The sequence below is a fragment of the Streptomyces sp. NPDC002054 genome, assembly GCF_040296685.1.
Lineage (GTDB): Bacteria > Actinomycetota > Actinomycetes > Streptomycetales > Streptomycetaceae > Streptomyces.
The window spans coordinates 21951-36651 of sequence record NZ_JBEOXT010000034.1 but is presented as its reverse complement, the minus strand read 5'-3'; the positions used below and the strand labels follow the sequence as shown (position 1 = coordinate 36651).

10 protein-coding genes are annotated in these 14701 nt (G+C 74.2%); all 10 read right to left on the bottom strand.

Going from position 1 to position 14701, the window contains the following annotated elements:
- Positions 1 to 16 precede the first annotated feature (16 nt).
- Positions 17 to 1444: a nitrosuccinate lyase gene (locus ABT123_RS27900; RefSeq protein ID WP_351319586.1), complete on the bottom strand. Its 1428-nt coding sequence runs from the start codon at positions 1442 to 1444 to the stop codon at positions 17 to 19.
- Positions 1441 to 3399 carry an FAD/NAD(P)-binding protein gene (locus tag ABT123_RS27895; protein ID WP_351319584.1) on the bottom strand — a complete coding sequence of 653 codons (1959 nt, stop codon included), beginning with the start codon at positions 3397 to 3399 and terminating at the stop codon, positions 1441 to 1443. The genes ABT123_RS27900 and ABT123_RS27895 overlap by 4 nt, the downstream gene beginning before the upstream one ends.
- A 202-nt stretch (positions 3400 to 3601) precedes the next feature.
- A complete protein-coding gene (locus tag ABT123_RS27890; protein WP_351319582.1) occupies positions 3602 to 5488 on the bottom strand; it encodes an FAD-dependent monooxygenase in 1887 nt (628 codons plus the stop codon).
- 121 nt (positions 5489 to 5609) lie between these two features.
- Positions 5610 to 6248, bottom strand: coding sequence for a hemerythrin domain-containing protein (locus ABT123_RS27885; protein WP_351319580.1), 639 nt, complete (start codon positions 6246 to 6248; stop codon positions 5610 to 5612).
- Between the two features lie 196 nt (positions 6249 to 6444).
- Positions 6445 to 7974 carry an FAD-dependent monooxygenase gene (locus ABT123_RS27880; RefSeq protein ID WP_351319578.1) on the bottom strand — a complete coding sequence of 510 codons (1530 nt, stop codon included), beginning with the start codon at positions 7972 to 7974 and terminating at the stop codon, positions 6445 to 6447.
- A 36-nt stretch (positions 7975 to 8010) separates the two neighbouring features.
- A complete protein-coding gene (locus tag ABT123_RS27875; protein WP_351319576.1) occupies positions 8011 to 8928 on the bottom strand; it encodes an alpha/beta fold hydrolase in 918 nt (305 codons plus the stop codon).
- Between the two features lie 30 nt (positions 8929 to 8958).
- A complete protein-coding gene (locus ABT123_RS27870) occupies positions 8959 to 9795 on the bottom strand; it encodes an NmrA family NAD(P)-binding protein (RefSeq protein WP_351319574.1) in 837 nt (278 codons plus the stop codon).
- 721 nt (positions 9796 to 10516) lie between these two features.
- Positions 10517 to 11995: an FAD-dependent monooxygenase gene (locus ABT123_RS27865; RefSeq protein ID WP_351319572.1), complete on the bottom strand. Its 1479-nt coding sequence runs from the start codon at positions 11993 to 11995 to the stop codon at positions 10517 to 10519.
- Positions 11996 to 12044: 49 nt separating this feature from the next.
- Positions 12045 to 13505, bottom strand: coding sequence for an alkaline phosphatase family protein (locus ABT123_RS27860; RefSeq protein ID WP_351319570.1), 1461 nt, complete (start codon positions 13503 to 13505; stop codon positions 12045 to 12047).
- A complete protein-coding gene (gene eboE, locus ABT123_RS27855; protein WP_351319568.1) occupies positions 13502 to 14701 on the bottom strand; it encodes a metabolite traffic protein EboE in 1200 nt (399 codons plus the stop codon). The genes ABT123_RS27860 and eboE overlap by 4 nt, the downstream gene beginning before the upstream one ends.

Genomic DNA, 14701 nt, shown 5'->3' with positions numbered 1-14701 from the left:
AGCACGTCACAGCACGTCAGCGCTTCAGCAGCGCGTCCGTGAGCGGCCCCGCCGCACCCGTGTACCCGGCCGGGTCCAGCAGCCCGGCCAGTGCCTCCGCCCCGAAGTGCCGTCCCAGCACCGGGGAGGCCCCGAGGATCTCCGCCAGCGGGCGGCCGGACGCGGCCGCCTCCGCCGAGGCCTCGCTCATCAGCTCCTTGGCCACCGCCTTGCCCAGCACCGGCGCCAGCACGGCCGCCAGCCGCTCGCTGACCACCAGGCCGCCGGTGAGGTCCAGGTTCGCCCGCATCCGCTCCGGGTACACCCGCAGCCCTGCGGCCAGTTCCCGGGCCGCGTGCGCCGCCCCGCCGGCCAGTCGCAGGCACTCGCGCAGCGGCTGCCACTCGGCGTGCCAGGCCCCGGCGGACCGCTCGTCCTCCGAGAGCATCGCCTGCGCCAGCACCCCGGCGTAGGCCGGTACCTGGAGCGCGGCCGACCGGATCAGGGTGGCCAGCACCGGATTCCGCTTGTGTGGCATCGCGGAGGAGACTCCACGGCCCGCCACCGCCGGTTCGGCCACCTCGCCGACCTCGGTGCGGGCCATCGACTGCACGTCCACCGCGATCTTCCCCAGGGCACCGGTGGCCAGGGCCAGCTCGGCCGCCAGCGCGGCGACCGGGGTACGGGCCGCGTGCCAGGGCAGCTCCGGGGCCGTCAGCCCGCACTCGACGGCGTAGCGGGCCGTCAGCTCCCGTGCGTAGCCCGCCGGATCCGGCAGCGCGTGCGGACCGGTACGGGCGTACTCGACATAGCCGGCCAGCGTGCCGGCCGCGCCGCCCAGCTGGACCGGGAGCCCGCCCGCCCGCAGCCGGCGCAGCCGGTCGGCCGCCGCCTCGATGGGGGCCAGCCAGCCGGCGGCCTTCAGCCCGAAGGTGGTCGGCACGGCGTGCAGGGCCACCGTCCGGCCGACGAGCAGGGTGTCGCGGTGCTCGGCGGCCAGCTCGCGCAGGGCCGCCGCCACCGCGTCGAGATCCGCCAGCAACAGGTCCAGCACCCGGGCGGCCACCAGCATCGTGCCGGTGTCGAAGATGTCCTGGCTGGTGGACCCGCGGTGCACGTACTCGGCGGCCTCGGGGGAGTGCCGGGCCACCACGGCGGTGAACGAGCGCACCAGCGCCACCACCGGGTTGGCGGTCTCCCGGCTGCTGCGGGCGATCTCCGCCAGGTCCAGGTGCTCGCGCCGGGCCAGCCCGGTGATGGTGCGCGCGGCCTCCGGCGGCACCGTGCCCAGCGCCGCCTGGGCCCGCACCAGGGCGGCTTCGGCGTCGAGCATCGCCTGCAGCCAGGCCTCGTCCGCGGTGGCCGCCTCCGCCGGGGTTCCGGCCCGTACGGGGCTCAGCAGCCCGGAGTCGGTACCCGGCACGGCGGCCGGAGAAGCGAGAGAAAAGGGGACTGCGGAGGTCAACGGACCAGCTCCTTCACCGGGAGGCGGTTCTCCGCGCTGCCCGGGGCCAGGGCCAGGACGGCGCCGGCGATGGCGTCCGAGTCCTGGAGGGTGACGGAGTCCACGCCCGGGCGGATGCCCGCCGCGGTGACCCAGTGGACGGCTTCGGTGGGCACGCCGTACGCGAACCGGCGCGGGTGCGCACGGCCGGCGGCATCCACCAGCCGGAACGGCGCCTGCGTCACATCTACCCCGCCCGTCTCGTAGGTCTCCACGCCGGGCCCGGAGATCTCGTACGGCCGGCACTGCCCGGTGTCCAGCAGATGCCGGAGCAGCGGATCGGCGGTGGAGCGCAGGTCGATCTCCGGCAGCCGGGCCTCGATCAGGGTGGTCGCCGCCACCCGGGAACCGGGCACCAGCGCCGACTCGACGGTGAAGGCGGCCTCGTCCTCGGAGAGCGGCAGCAGCCGGGTCTCGGGGCCGAGCACCCGCAGGAGGCCCGCCTCGATCAGCGCGATCGCCTCCTCGATCCGGCTGGCCGGCGGGCCGATCGAGAGGAAGGCGTTCAGCGGGGTGTACCAGTCGTCGAGGTCCTGCCGGTACGAACGGCCCGTCAGACCCCCGTGGTCGATGATCAGCCGGATTTCGTTGCGCAGGTCCCGCAGCGCGTCGAGGGCGGCCTTCAGCGGCCCGTCCACATTGCCCGCGCGGGCCGCCGTCACGTCCTCGCGGAGGTGGTCCAGCAGCCAGGTCTCGAACTCCTCCGGCGAGCCGAAGTCCAGCCCCTGGTACGGCTTGGCGATGCGCGCCCAGTCCCAGCGCAGCTCCTCGGGGATGCCGGCCTCGGCCAGGACCTCGTGCTCCCGGAAGCTGCCCGGCGGGGCCGCCAGATAGGCGGTGCGCAGGGCCTCGGCCTCGGTGTGCCGGCCCTCGGCGGCCAGCAGCCCGGTGTAGTAGATCGCCTCGGCCTCCTTGGCGATCATCGGCCACAGGTCGCGGCGGAAGTCCAGGCCGCCCTCCTGCCGGGCCCGGTCCCGCAGCACCTCCACCATCTGGGGGTTCAGGACGGCGGGTATGTGGCGGCCGTGGGCCCCCTTCTGGTTCTCGCCGCGCGAGTGGAAGGGCATCCCGCGCCGGGAGCCGGCCACCAGCTGCGGCTCCCGCCCGGAGGCGACGTACACCAGGCGCCCCTCGTGCCGCTCGAAGCGGCCACCGCGGCCCAGCGTGAACAGGGCCATGTGGTCGAAGAAGTTGAGGCCGAGGCCGAGCAGGGCCACCGTTTCGCCGGGGCGGACGCCGGAGAGGTCCACGTCGGCCGGGTTCACCGGGGTGACGTAGTTCAGGCCGTGCCGGGCGGCGAACGCGATGCGTTCGCGCTGCCGGCCGGAGTTGCGGACCGGCAGGTGCCCCTGGGCGAGGACGACCGCCTCCAGTCCGTCCAGGCGGGTGCCGTCGGAGAGCCGTACGGTCTGGGTGCCGGTGTGTGCATCGTCGTCGAGGGCCACCGCGCGGGCCCGGTGCACCACGGTCCGGATCCGGTCCGGGGCGGTCCGCACCACCCGCCGGAAGACCCACTCCAGGTAGTGCCCGTAGAAGGCCCGGGTCGGATACGAATCGGGGCCCAGGGCACGGGCTTCGGCCAGCACCCCCTCGCTGTGGTCCCAGTCGTCGATGGGGCCCATCAGGGTCAGGAAGCGGGCCCACTCGTAGAGGCTGGGGCCGGGGGACAGGGGGCCCTTCATGCTCACGCTCTCGTCCGTGAACATGGACACCTGGCTGGCCACGGTGTTCATCAGGAGGTGCTCGGACTGGTCCGTGCGCCATACCTGTCCGGGGCCCGGCGGGCAGTCGTCGACCACATGGACGGTGAGGGGCCCCAAGTCGCCTGCGGCGGCGTGGGCGCAGATCCGTTCGAGAACGGAGAGCCCTCGCGGTCCGGCGCCGATGAGGCAGACGTCGAGCTGCCGGCTGGTCATGGTCACTCTCCACTGGTCCGTATCGGGTGTGCCATCCACGCGTCGGCCGGAGCGTCGGGGCGCCTTCCGTGCACGGCCCGGTCAGGGCCGTTCTCCGTCCGACATCAAGGCTGGTCGAGCCGACTAGAGCGACTCAAGAGCGGCTCCTGAGCGGCTCAGGAGCCGCTCAGGAGGGGCCCGGTACCCGTGTGGTGACCAGGGTTCAGTTTCCGGCCAGGCCCAGCTCCCGCAGCGTCTGCCGGTAGCGGGCGATGAGCTGGGGCCGTGCCGCGCGGGCCGCCGGCGGGAAGTTCTCCACCATCAGGTCGTAGCCGCGGGCGATCACCGGGTCCTCGAGCAGGCCGAACACCAGGTGGGCGCCGGTGCGCGGGCCGCCCTCCGTGATGGCCTTGCGCAGCCGGTCGATCTCGCTGCCGCTGACCCCCGGGAACAGGCCCTCGACCACCGGCTCCTCGGTGTCGAGGTGGCTGCCCAGCACCTTCTGCACCCGGCGGGCGGCCTGGGCGCCGGCCCGGGCGGCCTCCGCGGCCTCTACAGCCGCGGCCGGGCCGGCCGACGCCGTGAGCTGCCGCAGCGCCCGCTCCAGCCCGTCCAGTTCCTCGTTCAGCTCGTCGTGCTCCTGCGCCAGGGTGTCGAACTCCGCCGCCGCCTGCGGGTACAGCTCGCGCAGCACCGGCCAGAACATCTCGTCCTCGCTGATGTGGTGGTGGTGGGTGAACTCGATGAGCCACTCCGCGGTCTCCGCCAGGGCCGGGACCCCGACCGGACGCCCGTCCGCCAGCTGCTCGAACGCCTCCGCGACCATCTCCGTACCGCGGCGCAGGATGGCGTGTACGGCGAGGAACTCCTCGTACATCCGGGCGCCGGGGTTGGCGACCTCGGTCGGCAGCAGCTCGGCGAGGACCTCGTCCACGTCGTGGCGCTGCACCCAGGACACGTCCTCGACCAGCGAGTCCATCGAGTTCATCGGGCCCTGCGGGCCTCCGGCGAGTGTGGCACCGGACCGGTCCGTCAGCCGCTGCGAGCCCCCGGCCAAGGCGCCTTCGCGGACCCGGGCGGTGTGCGGGCGGCGCAGCTCCTCGTACCGGAGCAGGGCGGCAGCCACCCGGTCCGGGCCGGCCGGCTGCCGGGACAGGCAGGCCGCCAGCGCCACCGCGTCCTCGATGGCCTGGCTGGCGCCCTGCCCGTGGTGCGGCAGCATCGGGTGGGCGGCGTCCCCGAGCAGGGTGGTGCGGGCGGTGCTCCAGCGCGGCAGCGGCTCCCGGTCGTACAGGGTCCAGTGCCCGGCCTCCTCGACCGCGGCGACCAGGTCGAGCACGGAGGGCTCCCAGGTGCTGAGGTACTGCGCCAGCCCGTCCCGGTCGCCGGCCCTGGTCCAGGAGTCGCCGCGGTCGGCCGGGTCCGGTACGACGGCCACGAAGGACAGTTCGCGGCCGGACCGGACCGGGGCGGCGAGCAGCCGCTCGGCCGCGCCGGTCCAGAGGAACATGCTGTCCGCGGGCAGCCCGGGCACCCGGTCCATCGGGACCACTCCGCGGATCGCGGCGGTGCCCGACCAGACGGGCTGCTCCGGCCCGGCCACGGCGCGGCGCACCACCGAGTGCACGCCGTCGGCGGCGACCAGCAGGTCGGCCCGCCGGCTGGTGCCGTCCTCGAAGTCGATGCGGACCCCGTCCACGTCCTCGGTGAACCCGGTGCAGCGGTGGCCGGTGTGGACGGTCTCCGCGGGCACCTGGTCGGCGAGGATGCGGTGCAGGTCGGCGCGGTGGACCGTGTAGTGCGGGCTGCCGAACGCGGCCTCCCAGGTGTCGCCCATGGGCTGGCGGTTCACCACCCGGCCGCTGTCCCACAGGCGGATCTCCAGGGCTTCGGGGCGCACCGCGACCTCGCGCAGGCGGTCGCCGAGGCCGAGCCGGTGCAGCAGCCGGCTGCCGTTGGGCGCCAGATGGAGTCCGGCCCCGACCTCCGAGAGGACCGGGGCCTGTTCGTACACGTCCACGTGCAGTCCGGCCCGGCGCAGCATCATCGCCGCGGCCAGGCCGCCGATGCCCGCACCGATCACGGCGACGTTCAGGGTCGGGTTGCTCATCCGCTGGTCCTCACTTCCTCGTTCGGGATACGTGCGTGCTCACGGCCGGGCAGGAAAAAGGGCGGCCCGGCCACCGCGGATCGCCGCAGTGGCCGGGCCGCCCTCCCGGGTCTGCCGACGGTCAGCCGACGCCCCAGCGGTCGCTCGCGGCGTACGCCGGAACCCACGCGTTCCGGTACGCCTCGCGGGCCGGCTCGGGCAGCACCCGGAGCACGCTCTCGCTGGCGGCCTCGGACGCGCCGTCGAGCAGCCACGGCAGGTAGCGGGGGCTGTCCGGGCCGATGCGCTTGGTGTGCGCCTGCCCGAAGGCCATCAGCAGCTGCGGGGTGGCCACGTCGTCGAACAGCGGAAGACCGGCGTCCTCCTCGTGCTTGAGGTGCGCGTTCAGGCCGGTGACGAGCGCGTCGACGAGGTCGCCGAGGCGCTCGGCGCCGCCGTTGTCGTCGGCCAGTGCGGCGTCCACCGCGTCCAGCAGCGGGTCGATGGTCGCGTGCTCGGCCTCCATGGCGTCGACCACGGCCAGGTCGTCCGGCCGTCCGGCCAGCGCCGCGCGGACGGCCGGCCACAGGGCCTCGTCCTCCGCGCCGTGGTGGACGTGCAGGTAGCTCTTGAACATCTCCCAGCCCGCCGCCGTACGCAGCAGGGTGCGCGGGTCGTCCGTGGTGCGGGCGGCGATCCTGGCCACCTGGTCGAGTTCGCGCCGCAGGGCGTCGTGGATGACGAACATCATGGTCATGTCGTGCTTGTAGGTGCCACTCATGGCTCTCCCATTCCCGTGGGTCCCCGTGCCCGCCGTCGTGCGGCGGGCACTCCCGCCTCGCTGGGTGCGGAACGCCGCGAGAGTGCCCTGCACGGTGCGGCGGGCGGCTGCCGGTTCAGGGGCAGCCGCCCGTCACGCCGTGCCTCTCGCGCTGTTTCCGGCCGTCCTCAGCCACCCAGCGGGGCGCCGGTCCCGTTCACACTACGGCGGCCTCCTCGACAGCGGCGGCGCCCTCAAGTGCCTCTCGAGCGGGGCCGAACCAGGCCTCCAGCGCCTCTCGGAGCACGCCTCCGTCCGGTGCCGCCCAGGCGACGTGGCCGTCCGGGCGGAGCAGCACCGCTTCCGGCAGGCGCAGCCCCGCGGGCGCACCCGCCGGATCCCAGCGCGCCTCGACCAGATCGATGCGGTCGGACCAGCCGGCGGCGAGGTCCCGCGCCTGCTGCGCCTCCTGTCCGTCGGCGCCGCTGGTGAGGACGAGAACACCGCGGGCCGCGTGCAGCAGTTCCGCGACCCGGGTGCGGCTGCCGTCGGCGCGCTCCAGGGCGAGGTCGGGCATCCGCAGCCCGAGCAGCGGGTGCCCGGAGCCGGAACCGCCCATCGCGTAGCGGACGTCGATGCCGCTGACCAGGCCGGCCAGGTGGCGGGCCACCTCGGGGAGCTCCACCAGCTCGCGCATGACGGCGCGCAGCGGCTCCATCTCCTCGCCGGTCAGGTAGAGGCGGGTCTGCGCGCGGGTGTTGCGCATCAGGCCCTCGCCGACCGGGTGCCGCTCGGACTGGAAGGTGTCCAGCAGGCCCTCGGGGGCGTGGCCGCGGACCGCGGCGGCCAGCTTCCAGCCGAGGTTCGCGGCGTCCTGGACGCCCACGCTCATGCCCTGGGCGCCGGCCGGCATGTGGATGTGGGTGGCGTCGCCGACCAGGAACACCCGGCCGCGCCGGTACTCGGCGGCCTGCCGGGTGGTGTCGGTGAAGGCGCTCACCCAGCGGACCTCGGCCCCGTGCACGGACTCGCCGGTCATCCGCTGCCAGGCGTCCGCGATCTCGTCGAAGGTCAGCTTGCTCTTGTCCTGCGGGCGCAGGTCCTCGTCGTGGATGACGATGCGGTCGACGCCGTCCTCCAGGTTGAAGGCCATCACCATGCCGCCCGGGACCCGCTCGCCGATCGGCCGCTGCCGGATGTTCGCCCCGACCAGGTCGGCCATGTACATCCCGCGGGTGGCGTCCCAGCCGGGGAAGTCGATGCCGGCCAGCTTGCGGACGATGCTGCGCGCGCCGTCGCAGCCGACGAGGTACGCGGCACTGTCCCGGCCCGGCCCGTCCGGCCCCTCGTACGTGACGGTGACACCGTCGGCGGTCTCCTCGAAGCCGGTGACCTCGTGGTTGCGCCGGACGGTGACCCCGAGCTCCCTGACCCAGGCCTCCAGGATCTCCTCGGTCCGGAACTGCGGGATGCCGCGCACGCTGTAGTGGTTGTCCTCCAGCTTGCTGAAGTCGATGCGCACACCGCCGAAGTGGCCCTGCGCGTACTCGACCTCACCGAACCGGGCGAGCAGCCCGCGCTGGTCGAAGACCTCGGCCGCGCGCTTGGTGAAGCCCACCCCGCGCGACTCCCCGCTGGGCGCGGGCAGCTTCTCGTACACCACGACGTCCGCGCCACCGAGGCGGATCTCTCCGGCGAGCATCAGCCCGACCGGTCCCGCCCCGACGACTATTACGTCCTTGCCCATGGGCTCGCTCTCCTCGTACACATAGGTGAAGGTTGATCAACCGAAGAATTCCGTCAGTGCCCGGGCGACCAGTTCCGGCTGCTCCTCGGGGATCCAGTGCAGGGCCCGGTCCACCTTCACCACCCGCACGTCGGGTGCCAGGGTCGGCAGCAGCCGCTGGAACTGGTCGTGGCTGACGGGCGAGGCGATGCCCAGCAGCGGCACGCCGAACTTGCCGTAGGACTGGATGTCCTCGATGTCCTGGTGGAAGGCCTGGTACCAGCGGTTGGTGGCGCGGATCGCCTCGGGCGAGTCGTAGGCGCGGGCGTAGACGGCGCGGTCGGCGGGGCCGATCGAGGCGGGGTCGACGAGGGAGTTGTCGAAGAGCCAGTCGATCACGTGCTCCATGCGGCCGGCGATCAGCTTCTCGGGCAGCTCGGGCACCTGGTTGAAGGCCCACCACCACATGTTGAATCCCCGGTCGGGGCGCGGCAGCAGCGGCATGTCGTAGCGGCTCTCGTCCGGGTGCACCACGTCGAGCAGCGCGAGCCGGTTGATGGCCTCCGGGTGGTTCGCCGTGAAGCTGTAGGCCACCATCGCGCCGATGTCGTGCCCGACGAGGTTCACCCGGTCGTAGCCGAGCTGCCGCGCCAGGGCGAGGATGTCCCCGGCCATCGTCTTCTTGTCGTAGCCGCTGTCCGGACGGCCGGAGCCGCCCATGCCACGCAGGTCGACCGCGATCACCCGGTACCGCTCGGCGAGCGCGGGCATGATCTTGCGGAACTCCCACCAGGTCTGCGGCCAGCCGGGCAGCAGGAACAGCGGCGCGCCCGAGCCGCCTTCCACGTAGTGCAGCCGTACGCCGTCCAGCTCGGCGTGGCGGCTGTGGAACTCGCCGGGCAGCGAACGCGCCAGCTCTTCGTCGGTCAGGCCGCGCGGCCCGGCCGACCCGTCTAACTCCAGGTCCACCGACATCTAGAAACAATCCCCTTCGCTGTCGTCGGTTCAGCCGCGGAAGGCGTCCGCGTTCTCCTCCGCCCACTGGGCGAAGGTGCGGCCCGGGTGCCCGGTCAGCTCCTCGATGTCGCCGGTGAGCTTGAGCGGTTCGGTGTCCTGCGCCCACAGGACGAGCAGCTGGTCCGCGATGTCCGCGGGGATGTAGCCGGCCCGGGCCGCCTTCCACTGCTCGGGGGTGACCGCCCGCACCGGCACGTTGCGGCCGGCGGCGGCCTCGACGATGCGGACCTGCTCGGCGAAGGTGAGGGCCTCGGGGCCGGTCAGGTGGTAGGAGCGGCCCTGGAAATGGGGCTTGGTGAGGGCGGCGAAGGCCGCCTCCGCGATGTCCTTCTCGTTGACCGGGTCGGCGTAGCTGTCGGGGAACGGCAGGTTGACCGCGCCGGCCCCGCGCAGCGCCCAGGCCCAGGGCAGCGCGTTGCCCGCGAGGGCGCCGCAGCGCAGCGGGGTGGTGGTGATGGAGGTGCCCTCGAAGGCCTGCTCGACGGCCAGGTGCGGGGCGGCAATGCAGTTGTCGGCGGCGCCGGGCAGCAGCACCGCGTCCGAGGACATGATCACGACATGGCGGACGCCGGCGGACACGGCCTCCTTGACGAACGCGCCGACGTGCGAGGGCTCGCAGTAGAGGAAGACCGACTCGACCCCGTCGAGCGCGGCGGGGAAACCGGCCGGGTCGTCGAGGGAGAGGGGCACGGAGTCGACGCCGGCGGGCAGCGTCAGCTTCGCCGGATCGGCGGAACCGGCCCGGACCGCTATGCCCTGGGCGTGCAGCAGGCCGATGAGGTGGGAGCCGACCTTGCCGCGGCTTCCGGTGACGAGGATGGTCATGGCGGTGTCCCTCCGGGGACGTCATGGCCCGAACCGGCGGGGGCCGGCCAGGGGGCGGAACGGGGCGATCTCTTGCAGGTGCGGGGCGGGTGCGGGCGGTGCGGGTCGGGGTGCGGGCCGGGCGGGTGCGGTCTCTTGCGGGTGCGGGGCGGGTGCGGGCGGTGCGGGTGGGTCGGGTGCGGGCCGGGCGGGTACCGCCGGGCCCGTACCGGGCGGCTGGTCGGGTGCGGGCGGTACGAGTGCGGGGCGGTACGGGTCGGCTGCGGGCGGTGCAGGTTGGGCCGGTCGGGCCGGTCGGGCCGGTCGGGCCGGTCGGGTACGGGCGGCGGCCCGGCCAAGGCCGGACTGGCCCGGGGGTCGGGCGGAGCCCGGGGTCGGACCGGGCCGGGGTCGGGCGGAGCCCAGGGTCGGACTGGCCCGGGGTCGGACCGGGCCGGTCGGACTGGCCTGGGATCGGACCGGGCCGGGGTTCGGGCGGAGCCGGTCCGGACCCGGACCGGGTGGACCGGACCGGCCGGACCCGCCCGACCGGATGGCCCGGACCCGGTGGGCCGGACCGGCCGGACCCGGTGGGCCGGGTGGCCCGGACCGAGATCGGACCGGCTAACCCGGGCCCGGGCCGGCGTGGACCGGGGTTGGACCGGATGGTCCCGGCCGGGGCGTCCGGGCCGGGCAGGGCCGGGGGTGGGGGCCCGGGGTGGGCCACCACCCCCCGGCCGGGTCAGGCCGGGCCGAACCAGGACTTGAGGGCGTCGGACAGGTCGCCGCCGGACGGGGTCGCCCAGACGGCGTATCCGTCCGGTCGCACCAGCACCGCCTCCGGGACCGGAAGCCCGCCGGCGCTCTCCGTACGGGTCCAGCTGCCGGTGACCGTGTCGATCCGGTCCGACCAGCCCGCGGCGAGCTCCCGCTCCGCGGTGTGGCCCGGCGCGGTGATGAGCACGCCCCGGCCCGCGTGCAGCAGTTCGGCGACCGTGGTCCGGCCGCCGCCGCCCTCGGCAAGCTCCAGCTCCAGCGAGGGCTGCAGGCGCAGCCCCAGCTGCGGGTGGCCGGTCGCGCCGACCTCGTAGCGGATGTCGAGCCCGCTCACCTCGCCGGCCAGGTGCCGCGCCGCCTCCGGGATCTGCACCAGCTCGCGCATCACGGCCCGCATCGGCTCCATCTCCTCCCCGCTGAGGTACAGCAGGGACTGCGCGAGCGTGTTGCGCAGCAGCTTCTGCCCCACCGGGTGGCGCTCGGACTGGTAGGTGTCGAGGAGGCCCTCGGGAGCCCAGCCGCGGATCGTCGCGGCCATCTTCCAGCCCAGGTTGACCGCGTCCTGGAGACCCACGCTCACACCCTGCGCACCCATCGGCGCGTGGTCGTGCGCGGCGTCGCCGGCCAGGAAGACCCGGCCGCGCCGGTACTCCTCGGCCTGGCCCTGCGCGTTGGTGAGCGCGCACATCCAGCTGGCCGCGGCCTCGTGGATGACCTCCCCGGTCATCCGCTGCCACGCGTCGGCGACCTCGGTGAAGGTCAGCTCGCCCTCGCCGTGGTGCGGGCGGACGCCCGGCTCGTGGACCACGATCCGGTCGGTGCCCGGCTTGGTGGAGACCGACAGCACCATGCCGCCGCCGGGGATCTTCTCGCCGATCGGGCGGGGCCGGATGTTCGCGCCGACCACGTCGGCGAGGTACATGCCGCGGGTCGCCTCCTCGCCGGGGAAGGCGATCTGGGCCAGGGTGCGGACCGTGCTCTTCCCGCCGTCACAGCCCACCAGGTACTGCGCGCGCTCCTCGACCCGGCCGTCCGGGCCCTCGAGCTCGACGGTGATCCCGTCCCCGGTCTCCGTGAAGCCGACCAGCTCGTGGCCGCGGATCACCGGTACCCCGAGCTCCTCCAGCCAGGCGCCGAGCATGTCCTCCGTACGGGACTGGGCCAGGCCCATCACCCCGTAGTGGCTCTCCTCCAGGGCGTCGAAGTTGATCCGCACCCCGCCGAAGTGACCGTGCTGCCCCCACCGGAACTCACCGATCCGGGAGAGCAGCCCGCGCTGGTCGAACACCTCGGCGGTACGGCCGGTGAAGCCGAGGCCGCGGGACTCACCGCTGGGTGCGGGCAGCTTGTCGTACAGGGCGACGTCCACGCCACCGAGCCGGAGTTCGCCGGCAAGCATCAGCCCGACCGGACCCGCGCCGACGACTATCGCTTCCCTTGCCATGTTCGGACTCCTTGTGCAGATCGGTGTCGTGGGTCATCCAGAAGCCTGGTCAGTTCTGGTGGAGCCCGGCCGGATTCCCGCCTGCGGATTGCTCATCCGGGCCGCATGCGGGCAAGCCGGCCAGGTTCAGCAGCAGCGGTTTCACGCCGGTCGCCGGCACCGGACCGGTCACGGCGCCGGGAACCGAGCAGATGAGCAGCGGGCCGTCGGCCGGGTCCGCGGGCAGCCGGCCGTGACTGCCGCGCACCGGGGACGGGTCCAGCGGGACCACCGCCATCCGGTAGCGCATCCCGAGCTTCTTGCGGGCCAGCGCCCGGGCCGCGGTGACCTTCACATACGGGTCGAGCGGGTCCATGAACAGCTCGGCCGGGTCGTAGCCGGGCTTGCGGTGGATGTCGACGAGCCGGGCGAAGTCCGGGGCCCGGTCCTCGTCCAGCCAGTAGTAGTAGGTGAACCAGGCGTCGGGGTCCGCGACGGCCACCAGCTCGCCGGACCGCGGGTGGTCCAGCCCGTGCTCCTTCTTTCCGGCGTCGTCGAGGAGTTCGGCGACCCCCGGCAGGTCCCGCAGCGCCTCCCGGGCGGCCTCCAGGTCCTCCGGGCGGCGTACGTAGACATGGGCGATCTGGTGGTCGGCGACGGCGAAGGCCCGCGAGACCGTCGGGTCCAGGTACTCCATGCCGTCCTGGACGTGCACCTCCAACAGGCCGGCCCGGCGCAGCGCCCGGTTGATGTCCACGGGCCGGCCGACCCGGGTGATGCCGTACTCGGACAGGGCGAGGACCGTCCGGCCGGACCGGCGGGCGTCGGCGAGCAGCGGGGCCAGGATCCGGTCCAGATCGGCGGCGGCCCGGTGGGCGCGCGGGTCCTCGGGGCCGAACCGCTGGAGGTCGTAGTCCAGGTGCGGCAGGTAGCACAGGGTCAGGTCGGGGCTGCGGGTCGCCATGATGTGCCGGGTGGCGTCGATGATCCACTGCGAGGAGGGCAGGCCGGCCGTCGGCCCCCAGTAGTGGAACAGCGGGAAGGTGCCGAACCTCCCGGTGAGCTCCTCGTGCAGCTCGGCCGGGCGGGTGTAGCAGTCGGGTTCCTTGCGGCCGTCGGCGTAGTACACCGGGCGCGGTGTGACGGTGATGTCGGTGTCGGCGCCCATCGCGTACCACCAGCAGATGTTGGCGACCGTGTACCCGGGATGGCTGCGGCGGGCCGCGTCCCAGATCTTGTCGCCGCCGACCAGGGCGTTGTGCTGCCGCCACAGCAGCACTTCGCCGAGGTCGCGGAAGTACCAGCCGTTGCCCACGATGCCGTGCTCGCTGGGCAGCGCCCCGGTCAGGAAGGTGGCCTGCGCCGAGCAGGTGACCGCGGGCAGTACGGTGCCCAGCGGGGCACTGGATCCGGACCCGGCGAGCTCCCGCAGGTGCGGCATGTGCGCCAGCAGCCGGGGCGTCAGCCCGACCACGTCCAGGACCAGCAGCGGGGTGGGGTCGCTCGTCGGGGCGCTCGTGGCGTCGCTCATGGCAGCTCCTTCAGTCCCAGGTCGGTGAGCAGGTCGCGGGCGAGGGCCAGTTCGGCGGCGATGCCGTCGGCGAGTGAGGCCGGGCCGGTGGGGCGCAGCGCGGGCGGCAGTGCCTGCCAGGTATACGTCTCCACCTCCAGGTGGTGGGTGACGGCACAGTCCCCGCCGACCAGCCCGGCCAGGGCCTCGCGGAGCACCGGCAGGGTGGTGGTGAGCGGCGGCTCGGGGGCCGCGTGCAGCGGCATGTGGAAGTGCGCCCGCCAGGGCGCGGAGTCCGGCAGTGCGCCGCCGGCGGCCAGAGCCTCGCCGAGGTCGTCGGTGCCGTGCAGCACGCCGTCCGCGGTGCGGGTGCGGGTCTGATGCAGGAAGCGCGGCTCGGCGTACTCGGCCAGTGCCGCCCGCACCTCGGGCCGGTCCGGGTGCTCGGCGTGCAGGGCGGCCGAGAGCTGGCACTTGTACACCGGCACGCCCGCCCCGGCGAGGGCCGCGAGGGCGGTGTCCGGCTCCTCGAAGGAGGTGGCCAGATGACAGGTGTCCAGACACAGCCCGATCCGGCCGCCGCCGGACCCGGTGCTCCCCGCGATCCCGGCGAGCGGCGCGATGGCGTCGGCGGTGGTCTCCACAGTGCAGCCGGGCTCCGGCTCCAGGCCCACCCGGACCGACCGGCCGGTGGCCTCCTCCAGCGCGTCCAGCCGCGCGGAGAGCCGTACCAGCGCGCCGCGGGCGGCCCCGGCCGCCGCCGGATCCGCGTCGAAGCGGGTGCGCCAGGCCAGCGGCAGGGTGGAGATGGTGCCGTACGCGGCGTCCTCGGGGAGCAGCGCGGCCAGCAGCCCGGCCAGGTCCTCGGTGTAGGCGAGGCGGGCGGGCTCGGTCCAGTCCGGCCGGTACACCCGGTACTTGACCTGCCCGGCGCCGAAGCCTTCGTACGGGAAGCCGTTGAGGGTGACGACCTCCAGGCCGCGCCGGTCCAGTTCCGCCCGCAGCCGGCGCAGCGCGGCCGGGTCCGCGGTCAGCGCGCGGGCCGCGTCCCGGGCCAGCCACAGGCCGATGCCGAGCCGGTCCCGGCCGAGCCGGCGGCGGACCGGCTCGCAGTGGTCGCGCAGCTGGGCCAGCACCCCGTCGAGGTTCTCCGCGGGGTGCACGTTCGTGCAGTAGGCCAGGTGCACGGTGGAGCCGTCGGGGTGTCGGAAACGCAT